This is a genomic window from Geodermatophilus sp. SYSU D01105, assembly GCF_054050095.1.
Window position 1 is genome coordinate 26,270 of record NZ_JBJGYR010000010.1, and the last position, 21,772, is coordinate 48,041.

Genomic DNA, 21,772 nt, shown 5'->3' on the forward strand with positions numbered 1-21,772 from the left:
CGAGCGTCGGAACAGCGATCCTCGACGCCTCCCGGGCGACGGGACCCGGGATCGTCAGTGGGTCCTCGTAGCCTCCGGACGCGCTCACCCGAGCGATGCACCGACACGACACGGAGGACCGGATCATGGCCGGCGACACTGTTCTCACCATCATCGGCAACCTGACCAGCGACCCCGAACTGCGCTGGACGCCCTCAGGGGCGGCGGTCGCCGACTTCACCATCGCCTCCACCCCGCGCACGCTGGACCGCCAGACGCAGGAGTGGAAGGACGGCGAGGCGCTCTTCCTGCGCTGCAGCTGCTGGCGGCAGATGGCCGAGCACGTGGCGGAGTCGCTCACCCGGGGCTCGCGGGTCATGGCCCAGGGACGCCTCAAGCAGCGGTCCTTCGAGACCAAGGAGGGCGAGAAGCGCACCGTCGTCGAACTGGAGGTCGACGAGATCGGCCCGTCGCTGCGCTACGCGACGGCGACGGTCGCCAAGGTCTCCCGGTCCGCGGGCGGTCCCGACGGCGGCAACGGCCCCGGCGCGGGCAACGGCCCCGCTGACGGTCGCGCCGGGACGGGGCGGGGCGGCTCCCCCGACCCCTGGGCGGCGCCGGTCGGCGGCCCCAGCGAGGAGCCGCCGTTCTGAGCTCCGGCACCGTGCGGCACCCCTCCCGTGCGGGGCGGGGTGCCGTCGGCACGCCCACCGCCGAGCGCGCGGGCAGGACCGCACCGCTCCCCGCCCGCCCGGTCGTCCGGCCGGTCCTAACCTCGGTCCAGTGAGTGTGGAGCAGACCGCTGCGTCCTCGGGTGTCGGCTTCCGGTCCGAGCGTGGTCCGGTCCTCGTCGGGGTCATGTTGTCCACGGCCCTGGTGGCCATCGACGCGACCATCATCGCCACCGCGGTCCCGTCGATCGTGGCGAGCCTCGGCGGGTTCGCCGAGTTCCCCTGGCTGTTCTCCGTCTACCTGCTGACGCAGGCGGTGACCGTCCCGGTCTACGGCAAGCTGGCCGACGTCTTCGGGCGCAAGCCGGTGATGCTCGTCGGCATCGGGCTGTTCCTGGTCGGCTCCGTCCTCTGCGGCGTCGCGTCGAGCATGGGCGCACTCATCGCCTTCCGCGCCGTGCAGGGCCTGGGCGCCGGCGCGGTACAGCCGATGTCGATGACGATCGTCGGGGACCTCTACTCGCTGCAGGAACGCGCGAAGGTGCAGGGCTACATCGCCAGCGTCTGGGCGCTGTCCTCGGTGGTGGGCCCGACGCTGGGCGGGCTCTTCTCCCAGTACGTCAGCTGGCGCTGGATCTTCCTGGTCAACATCCCGCTCTGCCTGGTCGCCGCGGCGGCGATCGCCCTCCGGTTCCACGAGCGGGTCGATCGGCAGCGTCCGCGGATCGACTACGCCGGGGCGGCGACGCTCACCATCGGCCTGACGATGCTGATCCTCGGCCTGCTCGAGGGCGGCCAGGCCTGGGCCTGGCGGTCCCCGCAGAGCATCGTCGTCCTCGGTGGCGGCGTCCTCCTGGTGGGCGCGTTCGTCCTGGTCGAGCGCCGCGCGGCCGACCCCGTCGTCCCGTTGCAGCTCCTCCGCAACCGCCTGCTCGTCGCGACCAACCTCGTCGCGGCCTGCGTCGGCGCCGTCCTGCTCGGGCTGACCTCGTACGTCCCGACGTTCGTGCAGGACGTGCTGGGCGCCGGCCCGCTGGTGGCCGGATTCGCGCTGGCCGCGCTCACCTTCGGCTGGCCGATCTCCGCGTCGCTGTCCGGGCGGGTCTACCTCCGGATCGGCATCCGGTCCACGGCCCTCATCGGCGCCGCCGTCGTCGTCCTCGGCTCAGCGCTGCTGCTCCTGCTCGACGAGTCCTCGAGTGTGCTCCAGGTCGGCGCCACCTCGTTCGTGCTGGGCCTGGGCATGGGCTTCACCGCGGCGCCGACCCTCATCGCCGCGCAGTCGGCGGTCCGGTGGGAGCAGCGGGGGGTGGTCACCGGCGCCAACATGTTCTTCCGCTCCGCAGGCAGCGCAGTCGGCGTCGCCGTCTTCGGCGCCGTCGTCAACGCGACCCTCGGCGGGTCGGGGGTGGACGGCAGCGGGGTCGCCCCGGGGGCGCTGACCACCGCGGTGCACTCGGTCTTCCTGGGGACGACGATGCTGGCCGTCGCGATGTTCGCCGCCGTGGTCCTCATGCCGCGCGACCGGAGCCGGGGGCAGACGTCGGTGGAGGAGGCTCCCGAGGTCACGGCCGGCTGACCGGGTCCCGGCGCGACCCCCATCAGCTCAGCCGGCGGGCAGGGCGAACCGCAGGAGGACCCGCCGTTCCACGGTCATGCCGTCCACGCTGGCACGGGGACCGCCGGCTGGACCGTCGTCCACCAGCGCCTCGCCGTCGTCTGCCGGCGCCTCGCCGTCGAGCAGGCGGCGAGCGCTCACCCGGCGTCCCGACATGCCGGACGGGGCCGTTCGGCCCTGACACCGGCCGGGGCGACGGGACCAGGGTGGCTCCCGTCCGTGACGCGCCGACCGTGCCCCGGGAGCCGGCGCCCGCCGCTCATCGGCCCCTCCGGTCCGCGCCGTCCCCGCCGAACGCCCAGAGGGGCAGGCCCCGGCCATGACCGCAGTCGCACGCGAGACCAGCAACGCCATCCGGCTGTTCCGGGTGGACGTCCCCGACGAGGCCCTCACCGACCTGCGCAGGCGCATCGCCGCGACGGTGTGGCCCGAGCGGGAGACGGTGCCCGACTCGTCGCAGGGCGTGCCGCTCGCGGCGATGCAGCAGCTCGCCCGGTACTGGGCCACCGACTACGACTGGCGACCCTGCCAGGAGAGGCTCAACGCCCTGCCGCAGTTCACCACCGAGATCGACGGGCTGGACATCCACTTCCTGCACGTCCGCTCCCGCCACGAGGACGCCCTGCCGCTGGTCGTCAACCACGGCTGGCCGGGCTCGGTGATCGAACAGCTCAAGATCATCGACCCCCTGGTGGACCCCACCGCCCACGGAGGGAGCGCGGCCGACGCCTTCCACCTGGTCATCCCCTCCATGCCCGGCTACGGGTTCTCCGGCAAGCCGGCCACGACCGGCTGGGGCCCCGAGCGCATGGCCCGGGCCTGGGCGGAACTGATGCAGCGCCTGGGCTACACGCGTTACGTCGCCCAGGGCGGTGACTGGGGCGCGTTCGTCGTCGACCAGATGGGGCTGCAGGCACCGCCGGGACTGCTCGGGATCCACACCAACATGCCCGCCACCGTGCCCGCCGACGTCAACGCCGCCGCCCTGGCAGGCGACCCGCCGCCTCCTGGTCTCTCGGCCGAGGAACGGCTCGCCTACCAGCAGCTGGTCAGGACGTTCGGGCAGGTCGAGTACGCCCGGTACATGGCGGCGCGGCCGCAGACCCTGTACGGCATCGCGGACTCCCCGGTGGGGCTCGCCGCGTGGCTGCTGGACCACAACGACGCCGACGGCCAGCCGGCCGCGGCGATCGCCGCCGCGCTCGACCGGACGACGAGCGACACCGGCGAGCTGACCCGGGACGAGGTCCTCGACAACGTCACGCTCTACTGGCTGACCCGCACCGGGGTCTCGGCGTCCCGCCTGTACTGGGAGTACAGGGGCGGCTTCTTCGACGCCAAGGGCGTCACCCTCCCGGTCGCGGTCAGCGTCTTCCCCGGCGAGCAGTACCAGGCTCCGCGCAGCTGGACCGAACGGGCCTATCCCGGACTGGTCCACTACAACCGGCTCGACCGGGGCGGGCACTTCGCGGCGTGGGAACAACCGCAGCTCTTCGCCGAGGAGCTCCGCGCGGGCTTCCGGTCGCTGCGCGGCCCCCACGTCCCCGGACCCCGCCGCTGACCGGCCACCACACCCGAGGGGGACGACATGGCCATCGCCGGACTGCTGCGCACGGAGCGCCGGATGCCGTCGCTGGACGGCGCGACCGGGTGGCTCAACTCGGGGCCCCTGTCGACGGAGGGACTGCGCGGGCACGTCGTCGTCGTCGACTTCTGGACCTACACCTGCATCAACTGGATCCGCACCCTGCCCCACATCCGCGCCTGGGCCGAGCGGTACCGGGACCACGGGCTGGTGCTCCTCGGCGTCCACACACCGGAGTTCTCCTTCGAGCGGGACGTCGGCAACGTCCGCCGGGCGGTGGCTGCCATGGGCATCACCCACCCCGTCGCGCTGGACAGCGAGTACGCCGTGTGGGAGGCGTTCGGCAACCACTACTGGCCGGCGCTGTACTTCGTCGACGCGACCGGGCGCATCCGCCACCACCGCTTCGGCGAGGGCGACTTCGTGCAGTCGGAGATGGTCATCCAGCGGCTGCTGGCCGAGACCGGCGCCGACCTCGCCGGGACGCCGTTCGTCTCGGTCGCGGGCGAGGGCGTCGAGGCCGAGGCGGACTGGGACCACCTGCAGTCCGGGGAGACCTACCTCGGCTGGGCGCGCACCACCGACTTCGCCTCACCCACCGGGCTGGCGCCCGACGCCCCCCGCGCGTACACGGTCCCCGACCGGTTGCGGCTCAACTCCTGGGCGCTGTCGGGCACGTGGACCGTGGGCGGCGAGGCCAGCGTGCTGCAGGAGGCCGGCGGGCGGATCGCCCACCGCTTCTCCGCCCGCGACCTGAACCTCGTCCTGGGCCCCCCGGCGCCGGGCGCCTCCGTGCCCTTCCGGGTGCTCCTCGACGGGCGGCCGCCCGGGCCCGCCGGCGGTGAGGACGTGGACGACGAGGGCACCGGGGTGATCGTCGACCAGCGGCTGTACCAGCTGGTCCGGCAACCGCAGCCGATCGTCGACCGGCAGTTCGAGATCGAGTTCCTCGCGCCGGGCGCGGAGGCCTACGTCCTCACCTTCGGCTGACCGGCGATCCGACCAGGACCGCGACGACCGACGGCGCCGGGAGGCGGGCTCGATGGCGACCGACCAGCAGACTCCCCCGGACACCGGCCGCCCCCGGCACGGGTTCCTGGACCGGCTCCGCGGCCGACCCGAACCCGACCGGCCGCCGCCGTGGCGGGTGGAGGGGGCACCGGGCGGGAGCGGCGACCGGCCTCCGCAACGGCCGGGCGCCGGCCGGTTCTGGTGGTGGGTGACCGCGGCGCTGGTCGTCAACTGGGTCGTGATGTCGCTGCTGGTGAGCCCGGAGCCGCGGACCGACGTCTCGTACACGTTCTTCGTCGCGCAGGTGGACGCGGACAACGTGCGGGCGATCACCGCGACCGGCAACGCGATCCAAGGGGACCTGCGCGAGCCGGTGTCCTACACCTCGGGCGGGGAGACCACGACCGACGTCCGGACCGTGGAGACCCAGCGGCCCACGTTCGCCGAGGACGACCTGTTCGCGACGCTGCAGAGCAAGGGCGTCGAGGTCAACGCCGACCCGCCGGACGCCCCTCCCCCGCTCGTCCAGCAGGTCCTGCTGGGGTTCGGCCCCACCCTGCTGCTGGTCGGGCTGCTGCTGTGGTTCGCCCGGCGGAGCACCTCGGGCCTGTCCGGCCTCGGCGGGTTCGGCCGGTCCCGGGCCACCCGCTACCAGGCCGACGCGGGGCCGCGGACGACGTTCGCCGACGTCGCCGGCATCGACGAGGTCGAGCACGAGGTGCGGGAGATCGTCGACTTCCTCCGCGACCCGCAGCGCTACACCCGCCTCGGGGCACGGATCCCGCGGGGCGTGCTGCTCTCCGGGCCGCCCGGGACGGGCAAGACGCTGCTCGCACGGGCCGTGGCCGGCGAGGCCGGGGTGCCGTTCTTCTCGATCTCCGCCTCGGAGTTCATCGAGGCGATCGTCGGCGTCGGGGCCAGCCGGGTGCGGGACCTGTTCGACCAGGCCAAGCAGGTGGCGCCGTCGATCGTCTTCATCGACGAGCTCGACGCGATCGGGCGGGCGCGCGGCGGCGCCTTCTCCGCCGGCGGGGTCGACGAGCGGGAGCAGACCCTGAACCAGGTCCTCACCGAGATGGACGGGTTCCAGGGCAACGAGGGCGTCGTCGTCCTCGCCGCCACGAACCGCCCGGAGGTCCTGGACCCGGCCCTGCTCCGGCCGGGGCGCTTCGACCGACGGGTGAGCGTGAACGCGCCGGACCTGGGCGGGCGGCTGGCGATCCTGCGGGTGCACACCCGCGGCGTCCCGCTGGCGCCGGAGGTCGACCTCGCCGCCGTGGCCGCCGCGACACCCGGCATGGTGGGCGCGGACCTGGCCAACCTGGTCAACGAGGCGGCCCTGGCGGCCGCCGCGCACGGCCACGAGCGGGTCACCGGCACCGACTTCGGCGAGGCCCTGGAGAAGGTCCTGCTGGGTACCGTGCGCGGCATCATGCTCTCTCCGGAGGAGAAGCTGAGCACCGCCTACCACGAGTCCGGCCACGCCCTGCTCGGCATGCTGACCCCGGGCGCCGACCCGGTGCGCCGGGTGACGATCATCCCGCGCGGCCAGGCGCTCGGCGTGACCGTGCAGACCCCGCAGGACGACCGGTACGGCTACACGGAGCGGTACCTGCGCGGCCGCATCGTCGGGGCGCTGGGCGGCCGCGCCGCCGAGGACGTCGTCTACGGCGAGGTCACGACCGGAGCCGAGAGCGACCTGGACCAGGCGACCCGGCTCGCCCGCCAGATGGTCGGCCGCTGGGGCATGTCCCCGGCCGTCGGTCCCGTCTCGGTCCTGCCCCGACCCGACCAGGGCTCGCCGTTCGAGGGGGACGGCGTCGCACCGGCCACGCGGGAACTGGTCGACACCGAGGTCCGCCGGCTCATCGAGGACTGCTACACCGAGGCGGTCGGCACCCTGCGCGGCAACCGGGACCGGCTCGACCGGCTGGCGCACACCCTGCTCGAGCGGGAGACCCTCGACGAGGACGAGGCGTACGCCGCCGCCGGGATCCCCCGGGCAGCCGCGCCGGCCGCCGTCGCCCGCGGGGAGACCCCGGGGACCGGCCGGGCGCCGGGGCTGCCACCCGAGGCGGCGGTGCACGGCGGATGACCCGGGGCCGGCCCACGGGCCGATCTCCCGCCCCGGTCACCGCGGCTCCGGCTCCTGAGCGCCGCGCGCGGTGCCGAGGTGGTGCGTCACGGCCTCGCCCAGGGAGGCGACGTCGACGGCGACCGTGACGATCCTCGCGCCTTCGGCGGCGAAGCCGGCGGCCTCCTCCCCGCTGTAGGCGTGCACGCCGACGGGCACGCCTGCGGCGACGGCCCGCGCGACGATCGAGGACAGCACGCCGCGCAGCTCCTCCCGGCGCTCGGGGCCGGTCAGCCCCAACGACAGGGACAGGTCGCCCGGTCCGACGTACACGCCGTCCAGCCCGTCGACGGCGAGGAGGGCGTCGAGGTCCTCGAGCGCGGTCGCGGTCTCCACCATCGCGACCACGAGGGGGCGGTCGGCCCCGCCCGAGAGCCGTCCGATCGACCGCCCCCCGGCCGGCGCGTAGCGGCTGGCGGCGACCACCTCGCGGGCGTGGTCGGCATCGCGCACGTTGGGCACGATGACGCCCCGCGCGCCCAGGTCCAGCGGCCGCCCGACGTCGGCGAAGGCCGGACTGCGGGTCCGGACGAGCGGCACGGAACCCGCCGCGGTGACCGCCGCCGCGACGCCGGGCAGCTCGGCCTCGGCCGTGGCGCCGTGCTGCAGGTCGACGACGACGTAGTCGGCTCCGGTCCGCGCCAGCACCTCGCCGGTCACCGCGCCGGGCAGCAGGCTCCACAGGCCGTGGCACGCCCGCCCCTGGGACCACCGCTCCCGCAGGTCGTCCTCGCCGAGCGCCATCCGGGCCCTCCCTCCACCGTCGTCCGCCTCGCCGCGGAGATCCTGCTCCACTGCTCGACCACCCGCGACCGAGGCGACCGCCCGCGTCAGCGCGGTCCGGGGCCCGCGGGGGGCCGGGCGCGGACCAGTGCCCACGACCGGGCCGCGGTCACCGCCAGGCCCCCGACCGCGGCGACGGTCAGCAGGACCGCGACCGCGGGCGCGCTGAGCGCCAGCTGCCAGGAGGTGAAGGTCCGTCCGAGACCGGCCCGCACCAGCGCCGGGAGGCAGCCCAGCAGCACCGCCGGGAGGACGGCGGGGATCAGGCGGACGGCGGTGACCCATCGGCGCCGGCCGCGTCGACGGGCCGCCCAGGACGGTCCCCGCACCAGGCCCCGTCCCACCGCGACCGCCGTGGCGAGGACGGCGGCGGCCAGCAGAGCGGCGGTCCACCGCGTGCTGCGGATGCCCGGTGCCGGCCGGTCGGTGAGCAGCGCCGCCATGCCGTCGGCGACGGAGGCGGTGTCGGCGAGCGCGCTGTTGCCGTTGTAGAGCAGGGCGAAGCCCAGGTCGGTGCCCGGCAGCAGCACCTGCTGGGCGAAGGAGGTGGAGAGCACGCCGGTGTGCTCGAGCCGCTCCGGACCGGCGCCGGACCGCACCCGCTGCCAGCCCATGGCGTAGCCGCCGGGGACGCCGTCGGGCGGGGTGTGGCTCTCCGCCAGCAGCTCCGGTGACAGCAGGGCTCCGCCGTCCGGGGTGCGCCCGGTCGTCTGGAACCGCAGCCAGCGCGCCGTGTCCGCCGCCGTCGTCACCACGCCGCTGGAGCCGGCGAGGAGACCGTCGAGCTCGTCACGGGCCACGGGGCAGCCGAACAGCAGCACCGACCCGCGGGCGAGCCCGGGCAGGTGCGCGCCGTCCGCGGTGGTCGTCAGGGACACGGTGTCGGTCATGCCGAGTGGCGTGAAGACCTGCTGGTCGAGGTACCGCGCGAGCGGCACCCCGCTGACCACCTCCACCAGCCGGCCGAGCACCTGGTAGTTCAGGTCGGAGTACCGGAACCGCGTGCCGGGCTCGCCGGCCAGCCGTGCGGTGCGGAGCAGGGCGACGCGGGTGCGCAGGTCGGTCGCTCCGTCGTCGACGATCCCGGGGTAGCCGGCGTCGGTGAGGCCGCTGGTCTGGTTGAGCAGGTGGCGGACGGTCACGCGGTCGGCTCGCGCCGCCTCCCGCGGCGCGAAGTCGGGGAGGGCGGCGCGGACCGGCGCGTCGAGGTCGAGGCGGCCCTCCTGCACCAGCCGGAGCACGGCCACCGCGGTGAACGACTTGCTCAGCGACGCGACCCGGAAGCGGGTGCGCGGCGTGACGGTGCCGCCGCGCCCGTCGTCCCCGAGACCGGCGAGGAACGTGCTGCGGTCGCCGTCGACCACCGCCGCGGCCACGCCGGGCAGGCGCGTCCTGGCCAGCGCGGTCTCGAGGAAGCCGGTCAGGCGCGCCGCATCGGGGCCGGGCCCCTGCGCGGCGGCGGGACCAGGTCCGGTCGTCACCACGAGCCAGGCGAGCAGCGTGCAGGCGAGCAGCCGGAGCAGCCGGGGGTGCACGGGCGCGGCCGGGGCGGTCAGGCGGCCGTGACCTCCAGCGGCAGCCGGTTGACGGCCACCATCGTCCAGGGGTTGCGCTGCTCGAACGGCTCGTCGGCGGCCACCTCCACGTCCCGGTAGCGCTGCAGCAGCAGCCGCAGGGCGACCCGCGCCTCCAGCCGCGCCAGCGGCGCGCCGAGGCAGAAGTGGATGCCGTGCCCGAAGGACAGGTGCGGGTTCGGCGAGCGGTGGACGTCGAACCGGTGGGGCTCGGCGAAGACGCGCTCGTCCCGGTTGGCCGCGGTCAGCCAGGGCAGCACCACCTGCCCGGCCGGGATGCGCACCCCCGCCACCGTGGTGTCGACCGTGGAGATCCGGGCCAGGCGCGGGAACGGCGTGCGGGTCCGGAGCACCTCCTCGATCGCGGCCGGGAGCAACGCCGGGTCGGCCCGGACCTCGGCTGCGGCGTCCGGGTTCTCCTGGAAGCAGAGCACGCTGTTGCCGAGCGTGGCGGTGGTGGTGATGTGCCCCGCGATGAGCAGCAGCCCGACGAAGCCGATGATCTCCTCGTCGGCCAGCCGCTCACCGTCGACCTCGGCCTGGACCAACTGGCTGGTCAGGTCATCGCCCGGGCACGCCCGCCGGGACCGGATGTGGTGCAGGAAGTAGGCGTTCATCTCGCGCATGGTCGGCGCGACGGCCACCACGGCCCGCTCGCCGGCCTCCCGCAGGGACTCGTCGGGGTCGATCTCCTGGCTGAACAGCGCGTCGGCCCACGTGCGGAACAGCGCCCGGTCGGCGGTCGGGACGCCGAGCAGCTCGGCGATCACGATCACCGGCAGCGGGTAGGCCAGGGCGTCGACCAGGTCGAACCGCTCGGACACCTGGTCCAGCAGCTGGGTGGTCAGCTCGGCGATACGTGGCTCCAGGTCGGCCACCACCCGCGGCGTGAACGCCTGGCTGACCAGGGTGCGCAGCTTGCGGTGTTGCGGCGGGTCCATCCGCACGATGTTGCCGCGCGAGAACAGCGCGAAGTCGTCCTGGTCGGGCTGCAGCGCGGTCAGGTCGGAGGAGAACACGGCCGGGTCGGACAGGACCGCGACGGCCTCCGGGTGGCCCAGCACCTGCCAGCACTGCTGCCGGTCGTCGAAGTGGACCTGGCCCCGCGCGCGGCCGGCCTCCAGCCAGGCGAGCAGGTCCTCGAACGCCGGTCGGGTGGTCGTCATGGAGCTTCCTCCCCTCGGGGAAGGCGCCCGCGCCGTCCCGGGGCGGCGGCGATGGTGCCGGTCCGGCCGCGCGGGAGCCCCTGCAGGAGACGACGATGGTCCCTCGCCCCCCTCGCCGACAACCGACTTCCGGCCCGGCACCGCCGTCCGGCGCTCAGGGCAGGTCGGTGACGACGAGCCGGTGGCCCGCGTCGAACTCCTCGCGGTCCAGGAGGTCCGCGTGGCGGCGCTGTCACGCCCCGCTGCGCAGGTCGCGGGCCAGCCGGTCCAGGCCGGCGTCGAGGTCCACCGCGTCGGCCGTGGCCAGCACCGACGTGGCCGCACGGACCCGCGGGTCGAGGTAGGCGGCCGGCCGGCGCCAGTAGGCGGCGGCGAAGCCGTCGGTGCAGTCCCAGGGCACCGGGACCGTGGTCACCGTGCCACCCCCGAGGGCCTCCAGGAGGTGGTCGAGGGGGAGCGCGGCGTCGGCCGCCCGCGCCAGTGAGGGCAGGTACTCGGGGAGCAGCCAGTGGGTGCGGGCGACCTCCGGGTCGGAGGTGACGACGACGACGCGGCGGCGGGCGACGCGCCGCAGCTCGGCCAGCCCGGCCCGGGGGTCGCGCCAGTGGTGCACGGTGAGCACGGCCAGAGCGGCGTCGGCCGCACCGTCGCGGAGGGGCAGCGCCTCGGCCACGCCCTGCACCGCCGGGGCGGCGCCGGCCGGCCGCTGCGCGAGCATCACGGCGCTCGGTTCCACGGCCGCGACGGTGCGGCCCGGCTCGTACGCCCCGGTGCCGGCGCCGACGTCCACGACGTCCGCCATGCCCGCCAGCGGACGGTGGACGGCGGCGGCGATCCGCGGATCGGCCCGGCGCGTGGCCGCGTAGCCCCGGCCGATGCGGTCGTGGCGGCGCACGGTCCCAGCATGACCCCCTGGACGGACCGTGGCGCCAGCGACCAGGCAGGCCGGGCGGGGAGCCCGGAGAACGCGACGGCGGGAGCCGGTCGCACCCGGAGCCGTGCGCGCACCGACCGCGATCGGATGCGGACGCCGTGAGCACGGCGCGCGCCGACCACTCCGAACCGGCGGGTGCTCGGCCGGGTCGGTGGACGGCGGCCTTGATCCCCGCCCGAGCTCGTGGTCCACAGTGACGCCCACGGCCCGCGGGCACGTCGATGACCCGCGCCGCCCCTCCCCTGGATCCGCCCCGCCCACGGAGGCCACGGTGACCCGGACCGACCGACCCGGAACCGGACCGACCGCGCGCCGCGAGGCCCCGGGTCCGGGCCGGCGCCGTCCCTACGTCGAGGACCTCGTCGACGTCCTGCACCGTCAGGGCGAGCGGCCGGTGCTGCGCTCCGGCGGCCGGGACACCACCGCCGCCGCGCTGCTCGCGGCCATCCACCGCACCGCCCGGGCACTCCTGGAGCTGGGCATCGGACGTGGCGACCTCGTCGCCCTCTTCGCACCGAACCGGCCCGAGGCGCTCGCCGTCCGCTACGCCACCCACCTGGTCGGGGCGGCCTCGGTCTACCTGTCCGCGCCACCGGAGGCCGACAAGCGGGCGCAGATGCTCGTCGACTTCGCGCCCCGGCTGGTCGTCGTGTTCCCCGAGACCGCGCACCTGCTGGCCGAGACCGCCGCGCCCGTGGCGGCCGTGGGGCCGGTGCCCGGCGTGGAGCTGCGCCTGGACGAGCTGGCCGCCGCGCAGCCGGCGGAGCCGCTGCCCTGTCGCGCCCGGCCCGACGACCTCGCCGTGCTCATCTCCTCCGGGGGCACGACCGGCGTCCCCAAGGGCAGCCTGCGCGACTTCACCGCGTGGACCGCCGCCGTCACCGCCCCCAGCCGCCCGGACCGGCGCCAGCTGGCCGACGGCAAGCTCGCCTACCTCACCCAGATCCTCGTCGACGTCACCCTGCTCGGCGGCGGCACCGTCGTCCTCGAGGACCGGTTCGACCCGGCGCTCGCCCTCGCCACGATCGAGGCCGAGGGGATCACCGACCTGTTCCTGGTCGAGCCGCAGCTGTTCGAGCTCATGGACCACCCCGACGCCCCCCGCCGCGACCTGCGCTCGCTGCGCACCCTCACGCACATCGGTGCCGCGGCTCCGCCCACGCTGCGGCGGCGCGCCCGCGAGCGGCTCGGTCCGGTCATCGCGCACACCTACGGCGCCAGCGAGATGGGCATCGTCAGCGCGATCACCCCGGCCGAGCAGGACCTCGGGCACCTGGACCGGTTCACCTGTGCGGGCCGGGTCGTGCCGGGGGTGGACGTCCGGTTCCGCCGTGTCGACGGCGGCCTCGACGCCGGCGACGGCAGCATCGAGGTGCGCTCCCCCGCCATGGCCCAGGGTTACCGGCACCGGCCCCGTGAGCAGGCCGCGAACTTCGTCGACGGCTGGTACCGCAGCGGGGACCTCGGGCACCTCGACGGCGACGGGTACCTGCACGTCCTCGGCCGCGGGGTCGACTGCACCGAGGTCGACGGCGTCCTGGTCACCCCGGTCGGCGTGCAGGACACGCTCTGCCGGGTCCCCGAGGTGCGCTACGCCGTCGTCGTCGTGGACCGCGACCACGGGACCCGGATCGCCGCCGCCGTCCCCTGGCCCGGCCGGACCGTCCTCCCCGACGCGTGCCGGGCGGCGGTCGCGGCCGAGCACGGCCGGGCGGTGGCCGACACCGTCGTCGTCCTGCCGATGGACCGGATCCCGCTCACCGAGCAGGGCAAGCCCGACCGGCCCGAGCTCCGGCGGCGGGCCGCGGCCCTCCGGGTCCGGTCGACGGCCGGCTCCTGACCACCCGCGAACCCGGAGCCCGGCACCCCCGACCGAGGAGGACGACCCCATGACCGAGCCGACTCCCAGCCCCGGCGCCGCGGCAGCCGACGACCCGGGCACCGTCCTGGTCGTCGGTGCGGGGCCGGTGGGCCTGACCGCGGCGTGCGAGCTGACCCGCCAGGGCGCCCGCGTCCGGCTCGTCGACGCCCTGCCCGAACCGACCGACCAGTCGCGGGCGGTCGTCATCCACGCGCGCACGCAGGAGCACCTGGCGGCGATGGGCGTGCTGGACCGGGTCGCGGCCGCGGGGGTCGCGATCACGGCGATCGAGCTCGCCACCGGGCGGGAGGCCACGCCCCGGGTGCACCTCACCACCGAGGACCTGGACTCGCGGTACCGGCGCGTGCTGGACCTGGCCCAGCCGCGGACGGAGGCGATCCTCACCGCGCGGGCTGCCGAACTGGGGGTTGCTGTCGAACGCGGGATCTCCCTCGCGGACCTGGCCCAGGACGACGACGGGGTGACCGTCACGCTCACCTCCCCGACCGGGACCACGCGGCACCGGTACGGCTGGGTCGTGGGCACCGACGGGGGCCACAGCCGGGTCCGGGCGGCCGTCGGCACCCGGCTCGAGGGCGTGTTCCAGGGACAGCACTTCCTCTTCGCCGACGTGGCCGTGCGCACCGGGGTGTCCGCGGACACCATCCGCATGTCCGCCCACCCGGACGGACTCGCCGCCGAGTTCCCGATGCCCGGCGGCCGCGGCCGGTTCATGTTCCAGGTGGGCGCCCCCGAGGCGGGCGCCGTGCCGACGCTGGAGCAGGCCCGGCAGCTCGTCGACCAGCGGCTGGGCGCGCGGTGGCAGATCAGCGACCCGAGGTGGCTGGTCTACTTCGAGGTGCACCACGGTCAGGTCCCGCAGTACCGCCACGGCCGGGTGTTCCTCGCCGGGGACGCCGCGCACGTCCACAGTCCCGCGGGCGGGCAGGGCATGAACACCGGCATCCAGGACGCGGTCAACCTCGCCTGGAAGCTGGCGCTGGCGAGCACCGGCCGGGCCGGGTCGGCCCTGCTCGACAGCTACCACGCCGAGCGGCACCCCGTCGGGGCCGCGGTGGTCCGGACGACGAGCCGGATGACCGACGCCATGGCCACGGCGGGGGCCGCGGCCCACCTGCGCGACCTCGCGCTCTTCGTGCTGGGACACGTCCGGGCGCTGGAGGACGAGGTCGCGTCCGGCCTGGCCGAGACGGCCGTCACCTACCGCGGGAGCCCCGCCGTCAGCGGCTCCGGGGACGGCCTGCGGCACGCCTCCCCCGGGGACCACGCCCCGGACGTCCCGGGGCTCACCTCGGTCTCCGGCGCGCAGGCCTGGATCGGCGACCTGCTCCGCCGGCCCGGGCACCTGCTCCTCAGCACCGACGACGACCCCGGGGTGCTCGAGCGACTGCGCGCCGCCCTCGGCTCCCTCGGCACGGTGGTCCCCGTGGTCCCGGACGCGGCCGGCGCCCCCGCGGACGCCCTGGTGGACGCCGCCGGGGCGGTGGCCCGGCGCTACGGCATCGGGCACCGCGGGATCGCCCTCATCCGGCCCGACGGCTACCTCGGTCACCTGTCGACCCACGCCGACGACGAGGACCTGACCGCGCACCTGACCGCGCTCCTGCACCGGGAGCGGGCGGGGCAGCAGTGACCGGCCCGGCGTGGGTCCTCGACGAGGACGAGGCGCTGGAGCTGCTCGCCTACCTGGTCACGGCCGCGCGGACCCAGGTGGACGAGGCCGCCGAGTACGGCCCGATGCGCCTGCTGACCGCCGCCCGCAGGCTCGCCCAGCGGATCGCGCCCCGGTCGTCGGAGGCGACGGCCGCCTTCCTGGAGGGGCCGCTGTCCCGGGTGCCGGAGCTGGCGGTGCCGCGCGAGGGCCGCGAGGAGTACCTCGCCGGCCTCGACCAGCTGTGCCGGGAGCTCGCGGCGCACCTCACCGCGCGGTTCGCCGCCGGGCAGCGCGGGTGACCGGACCGCACGCGGGCGACGCGGAGGCCGTGCTCGCCGCCATCCGCAGCCGGCGCGTGGTGCGCGCGATGACCGACGACCCCGTGCCGCGGGCCACCCTCGAGGCGATCCTCGACGCGGGCCGGTGGGCGCCGACCGCCGGCAACCGGCACCTCCAGCGGTTCGTCGTGACCGACGACCGCCCGACCCTGCGGGTCCTGCGGATGGTGTCGCCGGGCATGCTCCCGCACCCGGCCGCGGCGATCGCGATCTGCACCGACCGCCGGCTCGCCGCCGAGTACGGCTTCCCCCGGGACGCCGCCGGTCCGCACATCGACGTCGGGACGGCGGCGGCGACCCTGATGCTCGCCGCCCACGCGCTCGGCATCGGCGCCGGCCCCGTGACCTCGTTCAGCCGCGCGGCGGTCGGGGTGGTGCTGCGGTTGCCCGAGGGCTGGGTCGCCGAGATGCTCCTGTGCCTGGGCCTGCCCGCCGCGGGCGGACCCGCGCCGATGGCCGGGCGGCGCCTGACCTGGCGCGACCTGACCACGTGGGTCCCTCCCGAGCAGGCGCCCCCGCCGGTCCCACCCGCGTGACGTCCCGCCGGGGCGGCCGTCGCGCGTCCCGGCCCGTCAGGTGGACGGCGCCTCCTCGGCGTCGTCGTCGGGCAGCTCCTGGGGCACGCCCTCGGACGGCTTCCGGTGCCGCTCGGGGTCCAGGTCCTGCGCCAGCCGCTGCTCCACCTCGGGGGGCGGTTCCGCATCCGTCATGCCACGACTGTCCCCCTCCTCCCGGTCCCCGGCACCGCGGCACCGCTCCACTCGGCAGGCCCGCGGACGGCGGAGCGGCCCGGCACGGAGCCGCTCAGGTGCCCGATGAGGGAGCACCCATGGTCGACGGGTCGCCTCGACACCCGATGTCGGAGGAGTCCGGCACGTCGATCGAGGCGGAGCGCGTCGAGCGCGAGACCAAGGCCGACGCCACGTCGCAGACGGAACGGCTGACACGGGACGGGGAGCGCTGAGCCCGCCGGCTCCCCGAACGTGACACCCGGCCCGTGAGCACCGAGCCGCAGTCCCCCGACGCCCGCACGGCGACCGAACGCCCTCCCGGCCCGCTCCCGGAGGGCAGCGCCGAGGAGCGCGCCGACATCGCCGAGGACCGGCGTCCGCAGCGGGGACTCGACGACGCCGAACCGGGCGGGGAGGCCTGGACGTCGCGCCCCGGTGCCGCCGTCGGGCGACGCGAGCAGCCGGCGACACAGGCGTCCCGGCGCGCGGGTCCCGCGCGCCCTCGGGAGGGACAGCGGGGGTAGCGTCGACGTGGCTGGAGGAGGCCCCATCGCCACACACCGCGGACGCTGCGCTGACGCTCATCTCGGCTGCCCCTGCCGGGGCGACGAGACCATCCACGAGGAGCGCGCCCGCGAGCTGCGCGAGGCTCGCACGCGATCGCACGAGTCCGTCGCGTGCCCCGAGTGTGGGTCCGCCACGACGCCGCTGGCCCTCCTGGCGTGGGGGAACTGCCGGGCGTGCCGCACGGCCCAGTCCCGGTTGACCGACCCCCTGCGGTGGTGACCGGCGTCCCCCCCGGCCTGAGATCTGCCCCTCGTTCCGGGCGCAGGCCCCCGCACCGGCGAACAGCCCCGTACAGTCGGCGTCGGTCGCTGTCGTGCCTCTGCTTCGTTTCCGGACGTCCGCAGTCGTCTCTGCCTGACGTTCCTCTCGGTCCTGCCGGTCGGTGCGGCGACCCGGGACCGGTGAGTGCCGGTCCTGACACCCCCAGCACGGAGAAGAGAACGACATGGCTCAGGGCACTGTGAAGTGGTTCAACGCGGAGAAGGGCTTCGGCTTCATCGAGCAGGACGGCGGCGGCGCCGACGTCTTCTGCCACTTCTCGGCGATCACCGGGACCGGGTACCGGTCGCTGGACGAGGCGCAGCGCGTCGAGTTCGACATCACCCAGGGTCAGAAGGGCCCGCAGGCGGAGAACGTCCGCGCGGTCTGAGCACCGGGAGCGGGGCCACGGCGTCGTCCGTCGTGGCCCCGCTCGATCGCCGGCCGGGAACCCGACCTCGGCCTCCCGGCCGGCGCTGGCGAGAGCGCGCGAGCGCGCCTCGATGACCAGCGCCCAGTCGCTCCGGTGGTTGTCCGGGGGATCGGGCCGCTCCTACGATCGCTCGTGCCTCCTCCCCCGGCGGCCCGGGTCCGGAGGACGGAGGACCCGTCAGGTGACGGGGTCCCCGACCGGCGTGACCGCGCCGGGGACCCGGCGACAGTCGGCCGGGTCCGCACACCCACCGCCGCACCGGCGCCGGCACGGGAGGTCGACCATGGAGATCGTCGTCGTCGGCGGCACGGGGCGCATCGGCTCCTCCGTCGTCGGCAAGCTCGCCGCGCAGGGCCACGAGGCGGTCCCCGCCGCCCCCTCCACCGGCGTCGACACGATCACCGGCGAGGGGCTGGCCGACGTGCTCGCCGGCGCCGCGGTGCTCGTCGACGTGTCGAACTCGCCCTCCTTCGAGGACGCCGCCGCCCTGGAGTTCTTCGAGACCTCGACCCGCAACCTCCTCGAGGCCGCGGCCGCGGCGGGCATCGGTCACCACGTCGCGCTCTCGGTCGTGGGCACCGACCGCCCGAACGGCATCGGCTACTTCCGGGCCAAGCGCGCCCAGGAGAAGCTCATCCAGGGATCGCCGATCCCCTGGTCGATCGTCCACGCGACGCAGTTCTTCGAGTTCCTCGTCCCCATCGCGCAGGCCGCCACCGACGGCGACACGGTGCGCCTGCCACCCGCACTCGTCCAGCCCATCGCGGCCGACGACGTCGCCACGGCGGTCGCCCGGACCGCCGTGGGCGCACCGCTCCACGGCGTCGTCGAGGTCGCCGGGCCGGAGGTCTTCCGGCTCGACGAGTTGGTCCGGCACGGCCTGCGCGCCCGGTCCGATCCCCGCACCGTCGTCACCGATCCCTCCGGCCGCTACCACGGCGCCGAGATCGAGGAGCGCACCCTCCTGCCCGGGGAGGGCGCCGTCCTGTTCGACACCCGCTTCGAGGACTGGCTCCGGACCGCGCCCCGGCGGTAGGTCGCCGGCGCCGGGTGGCCCGGAGGCGCCCCGCGGGTCCCCGACCGCTGGGCCGCTGCCCGGCCGGGGGGATCAGAACGGGGAGGCGGCCCTCCGGCCGGCGCTGCGCGAGGACGCCAGAACCGTCCTCGCGACCACCACCGCGCACACCGCCGCGGTGGTCCCCACGACCGCGGTGACGCCGAGGAGGTCGGCCGCCAGCGGGAGCAGGAGGACGGCGACGGCGGCCCCCAGGGCCAGCGCCGGGCGGATGACCGTCCGGGCCACGAGCGGCACGTGCACCGCCCAGAGCAGGACGAGGAACACGGCCACCGGGACGGCCACCGCGTACGCGACGGCGACCGCCGAGACGTCGAGGTGGTGGCCGGTCTGCTCGACCGCGACCTCGAGCCCGGCGCCGAGGGCGGCGAGGGCCGCGAAGATCCCGTAGTGGCCGTAGCCCCACAGGAACGACCGGTTCCGGTGGGCGGCCAGCCCGGGCCCGGCCGGCTGCAGGAAGTACAGCCACCACAGCGCGAAGAGCAGCACCAGCGAGGCGACCCCGACGGTCAGCAGGGACCAGTGCAGGCCCCGTGCCGCGAAGGCCGCCTGCACCCCCGTGGACGCGGCCAGCACGCTCTCGCCGAGCACGATGATCACGAACAGCCCGTACCGCTCGGCGATGTGGTGCGGGTGCCAGCTGGTGCGCCGCGTCCGCTCGGCCCACCGCGGGACGGCCAGCTCCAGGAGGACGAGGACGAGGAACACCGGGACGAGGGAGCCCTCCGGGAGCACGCCGGCCTGGGCCAGGACCAGGCGCACCTGCCAGCCGAGCTGCACCATCGAGATGCCCGCCGCGTAGCGCAGTGCCGTGCTGCGTCCCTCGGGGTGCTCGACGGCCGCGCGCAGCCACTGCCCGACCAGGCCGACGCGCATCACCAGGTAGCCGACGGTGACGGCGCGGTAGTCGGAGTCCTCGAACGCCGCGGGGACGCCGGCCGCGAGCACCAGCACACCGGCCATCTGCAGCATGGTCAGCAGCCGGTAGGGGACGTCGTCGGTGTCGTAGGACGAGGCGAACCAGGTGAAGTTCATCCACGCCCACCAGATGGCGAAGAACACCTGCAGGAAGGGCGCGACGTCCTCGAGGCCGTGACCCTCGGCGACCCCGTGGGCCAGCTGCGCGGTGATGCCGGCGATCGCCACGACGAAGGTGAGGTCGAACAACAGCTCCAGCGGACTGGATGCCCGGTGCGGCTCGTCGGGCGCCCGCTCCGTCATCGGGACGCGGATCCGGCTCCTCGGGGCTCCGTCCTCACCCGTCACCCGGCCAGCCTAGGGAGTCCGGGTCGGGGCGCTCCGGGACGGGAGCGCGTCGTCGGGCCACCGGCGACCGAGGGTCAGCCGGTGCCGCCCGCGTCCGGGTCGGTCTCGCCGGCGGGCGGAGACGAGGAGTCCTCCGGCGCGCCGGGGTCCGGGGGGCCGGACCCCGATGAGCCCGACCCCGAGGAGCCCGACTCAGGAGTGGCCGGGCCCTCCGCGCCCGCGGGGTCGCTGGGTCCGCCGGATCCGGTCGCGTCGGGCTCGGTGGTCTCGGGGTCGGTGGCGTCGGGCTCGGTGGTCTCGGATCCGGTGGCGTCGGGGTCGGCGGTCTCGGGGTCGGTGGTCCCCGCCTCCGGTGCCCCCGTCCCGGGGGAGGTCTCCTGGGCGCCGTCCTCCGCAGGAGCGGGGTCGGTCGTGTCGCTCGGCGCCGGAGGGCTCTCCGTGCCCGGCGCGCCGGTCCCCGGAGCCGTGCCGGGCGCTGGCTCGGTGTCGGTGTCGGCACCGGTCGGCGTCCCGGCGGTGGGGTCGGCACCGGGCCCGGACCCCGGCGCGGTGCGCGCCGGGGCCTCCTCGGGAGCGGGCGCCGCGTCCTCCGCCCGGGACGGGGGCCCCGCGTCCGCGGGCCCGGGCGTCCCACCGGTTCCAGCGGGCTCCACCGCCGTGACCTCGGCGGGCGGCGGGGCGGGGGCGACCGCGACGTGGACCTGCACCCGGTCACCGGCGTGGAGCCGCGTGCCGACCGGGTCCAGCCGCGTCACGGTGCCCGGGGGCGAGTCGACGGTGACCTGGTCCAGCCGCTCCACGAGGAGCCCGAGCGCGCTCAGCTCCGCGACGACCTCGTCGACCGGACGCCCCAGGTGCTGCTGCGCGTCCAGCACGACGCCGTCGTCCGCGGATGCGGATGCGGATGCGGATGCGGATGCGGACGGCGACGGGACCGCACCGGTGGCCCCTCCCCCGTCGGACGGGTCGCGCAGCGCGGTGAGGACGCCGAAGCCGAGGAGGACGAGCAGCGGGACGAGCGCCAGCGCCAGCACCAGCGCCCGGCGACGCCGGTGCCGCGGGGGAGGGCTCTTCGGCGTCCCGGACCCGCGGGGCACCGGCGGGAGGGCGGGCCCGACGGGACGGGTGCGGGACGCGGTGTCCTCCGCCTGACGCTGGATCACCCCCTCGACCGCGCTCAGGAAGGCGCTCCCGTCGGCCAGACGCGCCTCGGGGTCCTTGACCAGCGCCGAGTCGATGAGCTCGCGCACCCCGGCGGGCAGGTCGGAGGGCAGGGGCTCCGGTTGCTCCTGGACCTGCTTGAGCGCGAGGGTCACCGGGTTGTCGCCCTCGAACGCGGCGTGTCCGGTCAGCGACTCGTAGCCGACCAGACCCAGGGCGTACACGTCGCTCGCGGGGCCGGCCTGCTGCCCCTGGGCCTGCTCGGGCGACATGTACTGCGGCGTGCCGATCACCTGACCGGTCCGGGTGAGCGGCACGCTGCCCGCCGACCAGGCGATGCCGAAGTCGGTCAGCTTCACGGCACCGTCGTCGCGCACCAGGATGTTCGCCGGCTTCACGTCGCGGTGGACGACGCCGGCGCGGTGCGCCTCGGCCAGCCCCGCCGCGGCCTGCTCGAGCACCGACAGCGCAGTCTGCGTGCTGAGCCGTCCCTCGGCGGCGAGCCGCTCCGACAGCGGCGCGCCCTCCACGAGCTCCATGACCAGGTACGCGACGTTCTCCCCGGACTCCGTCGTCGTCTCCCCGTAGTCCAGGACGGCGGCGATGTTCGGGTGACGCAGAGCGGCCGCGTGCCGGGCCTCGGCGCGGAACCGGGCGGCGAAGGTCGGGTTGTCGGCGTACTGGCTGCGCAGGACCTTGACCGCCACGGGGCGGTCGACGTGGTCGTCGTGGCCGCGCCAGACCTCGCCCATCCCGCCGGTGGCGATCAGCTGCTCGAGCTCGTAGCGGTCGCCCAGGACCTGCCGGCCCCTCTCGACCGTGGTCACTCCTGCTCCGTCCGTACGGGTGTGGCGAGGTCTCTGCCCGCTCCGTGGTGGGTTCCCCCGCATCCGGGGCGCTACACGGCTCCCGGCGCACGCGGCGGGTCCGGTCCCGGACGGCACCCGGCGAT

The 21,772-nt window shown here is 75.8% G+C and carries 20 protein-coding genes; 12 read left to right on the forward strand and 8 right to left on the reverse strand.

Going from position 1 to position 21,772, the window contains the following annotated elements; genetic code table 11:
• Positions 1–125: 125 nt before the first annotated feature.
• Both ACI79I_RS11285 and ACI79I_RS11290 read left to right on the forward strand, forming a co-directional pair.
• On the forward strand, positions 126–632 hold the full coding sequence (locus ACI79I_RS11285; RefSeq protein WP_456992431.1) for a single-stranded DNA-binding protein: 507 nt from the start codon (positions 126–128) through the stop codon (positions 630–632).
• A gap of 130 nt (positions 633–762) precedes the next feature.
• A complete protein-coding gene (locus ACI79I_RS11290; protein ID WP_456992432.1) occupies positions 763–2,229 on the forward strand; it encodes an MDR family MFS transporter in 1,467 nt (488 codons plus the stop codon).
• A gap of 27 nt (positions 2,230–2,256) precedes the next feature.
• Here the strand turns inward: ACI79I_RS11290 and ACI79I_RS11295 are convergent, their stop codons facing one another.
• The gene (locus tag ACI79I_RS11295) at positions 2,257–2,409 is read right to left on the reverse strand and encodes a hypothetical protein (RefSeq protein WP_456992433.1); all 153 of its coding nucleotides are present in this window, start codon (positions 2,407–2,409) and stop codon (positions 2,257–2,259) included.
• Positions 2,410–2,587: 178 nt separating this feature from the next.
• On the opposite strand from ACI79I_RS11295, the gene ACI79I_RS11300 reads away from it, so the two are divergent.
• The 3 genes from ACI79I_RS11300 to ftsH are packed head-to-tail and all read left to right on the forward strand — an operon-like array spanning position 2,588 to position 6,959.
• Positions 2,588–3,829: an epoxide hydrolase family protein gene (locus ACI79I_RS11300; RefSeq protein WP_456992434.1), complete on the forward strand. Its 1,242-nt coding sequence runs from the start codon at positions 2,588–2,590 to the stop codon at positions 3,827–3,829.
• A 27-nt stretch (positions 3,830–3,856) separates the two neighbouring features.
• Complete coding sequence (locus ACI79I_RS11305; protein WP_456992435.1) at positions 3,857–4,843, forward strand: thioredoxin family protein; 987 nt, start codon at positions 3,857–3,859, stop codon at positions 4,841–4,843.
• A 52-nt stretch (positions 4,844–4,895) separates the two neighbouring features.
• Positions 4,896–6,959 (forward strand): ATP-dependent zinc metalloprotease FtsH, encoded by a 2,064-nt coding sequence (gene ftsH / locus ACI79I_RS11310; protein ID WP_456992436.1) that lies wholly within the window; start codon positions 4,896–4,898, stop codon positions 6,957–6,959.
• Between the two features lie 36 nt (positions 6,960–6,995).
• On the opposite strand, the gene ACI79I_RS11315 is transcribed toward ftsH, so the two are convergent.
• The 4 genes from ACI79I_RS11315 to ACI79I_RS11330 form a co-directional block, all read right to left on the reverse strand.
• A complete protein-coding gene (locus ACI79I_RS11315) occupies positions 6,996–7,742 on the reverse strand; it encodes an HpcH/HpaI aldolase family protein (RefSeq protein ID WP_456992437.1) in 747 nt (248 codons plus the stop codon).
• A gap of 86 nt (positions 7,743–7,828) precedes the next feature.
• Positions 7,829–9,316 carry a serine hydrolase domain-containing protein gene (locus ACI79I_RS11320; protein ID WP_456992438.1) on the reverse strand — a complete coding sequence of 496 codons (1,488 nt, stop codon included), beginning with the start codon at positions 9,314–9,316 and terminating at the stop codon, positions 7,829–7,831.
• A 17-nt stretch (positions 9,317–9,333) separates the two neighbouring features.
• Positions 9,334–10,521, reverse strand: a complete 1,188-nt coding sequence (locus tag ACI79I_RS11325; RefSeq protein ID WP_456992439.1) for a cytochrome P450 — start codon at positions 10,519–10,521, stop codon at positions 9,334–9,336.
• Positions 10,522–10,753: 232 nt separating this feature from the next.
• Positions 10,754–11,416, reverse strand: a complete 663-nt coding sequence (locus ACI79I_RS11330; RefSeq protein WP_456992440.1) for a class I SAM-dependent methyltransferase — start codon at positions 11,414–11,416, stop codon at positions 10,754–10,756.
• 310 nt (positions 11,417–11,726) lie between these two features.
• Between ACI79I_RS11330 and ACI79I_RS11335 the strand changes: the two genes are divergently transcribed.
• The 4 genes from ACI79I_RS11335 to ACI79I_RS11350 are packed head-to-tail and all read left to right on the forward strand — an operon-like array spanning position 11,727 to position 15,865.
• Positions 11,727–13,295 carry a class I adenylate-forming enzyme family protein gene (locus ACI79I_RS11335; RefSeq protein WP_456992441.1) on the forward strand — a complete coding sequence of 523 codons (1,569 nt, stop codon included), beginning with the start codon at positions 11,727–11,729 and terminating at the stop codon, positions 13,293–13,295.
• 49 nt (positions 13,296–13,344) lie between these two features.
• On the forward strand, positions 13,345–14,970 hold the full coding sequence (locus tag ACI79I_RS11340) for an FAD-dependent monooxygenase (protein ID WP_456992442.1): 1,626 nt from the start codon (positions 13,345–13,347) through the stop codon (positions 14,968–14,970).
• Positions 14,967–15,290, forward strand: coding sequence for a DUF6092 family protein (locus tag ACI79I_RS11345; RefSeq protein ID WP_456992443.1), 324 nt, complete (start codon positions 14,967–14,969; stop codon positions 15,288–15,290). The genes ACI79I_RS11340 and ACI79I_RS11345 overlap by 4 nt, the downstream gene beginning before the upstream one ends.
• Positions 15,287–15,865 (forward strand): nitroreductase family protein, encoded by a 579-nt coding sequence (locus ACI79I_RS11350; RefSeq protein WP_456992444.1) that lies wholly within the window; start codon positions 15,287–15,289, stop codon positions 15,863–15,865. Before ACI79I_RS11345 ends, ACI79I_RS11350 begins: the two co-directional genes overlap by 4 nt.
• Positions 15,866–15,901: 36 nt before the next feature.
• Here ACI79I_RS11350 and ACI79I_RS11355 read toward each other — a convergent pair whose 3' ends face one another.
• Positions 15,902–16,039: a hypothetical protein gene (locus ACI79I_RS11355; RefSeq protein WP_456992445.1), complete on the reverse strand. Its 138-nt coding sequence runs from the start codon at positions 16,037–16,039 to the stop codon at positions 15,902–15,904.
• A 119-nt stretch (positions 16,040–16,158) separates the two neighbouring features.
• Here ACI79I_RS11355 and ACI79I_RS11360 point away from each other — a divergent pair, with 119 nt between their 5' ends.
• The 3 genes from ACI79I_RS11360 to ACI79I_RS11370 all read left to right on the forward strand — a co-directional run bounded on the left by ACI79I_RS11360 (position 16,159) and on the right by ACI79I_RS11370 (position 18,354).
• Complete coding sequence (locus ACI79I_RS11360) at positions 16,159–16,293, forward strand: hypothetical protein (RefSeq protein WP_456992446.1); 135 nt, start codon at positions 16,159–16,161, stop codon at positions 16,291–16,293.
• 779 nt (positions 16,294–17,072) lie between these two features.
• Positions 17,073–17,276 (forward strand): cold-shock protein, encoded by a 204-nt coding sequence (locus tag ACI79I_RS11365; RefSeq protein WP_456992447.1) that lies wholly within the window; start codon positions 17,073–17,075, stop codon positions 17,274–17,276.
• A gap of 325 nt (positions 17,277–17,601) precedes the next feature.
• Complete coding sequence (locus tag ACI79I_RS11370; RefSeq protein ID WP_456992448.1) at positions 17,602–18,354, forward strand: SDR family oxidoreductase; 753 nt, start codon at positions 17,602–17,604, stop codon at positions 18,352–18,354.
• Positions 18,355–18,426: 72 nt separating this feature from the next.
• On the opposite strand, the gene ACI79I_RS11375 is transcribed toward ACI79I_RS11370, so the two are convergent.
• On the reverse strand, positions 18,427–19,659 hold the full coding sequence (locus tag ACI79I_RS11375) for a low temperature requirement protein A (protein WP_456992449.1): 1,233 nt from the start codon (positions 19,657–19,659) through the stop codon (positions 18,427–18,429).
• A 74-nt stretch (positions 19,660–19,733) separates the two neighbouring features.
• The gene (locus ACI79I_RS11380) at positions 19,734–21,647 is read right to left on the reverse strand and encodes a protein kinase domain-containing protein (RefSeq protein ID WP_456992450.1); all 1,914 of its coding nucleotides are present in this window, start codon (positions 21,645–21,647) and stop codon (positions 19,734–19,736) included.
• Between the last annotated feature and the right edge of the window lie 125 nt (positions 21,648–21,772).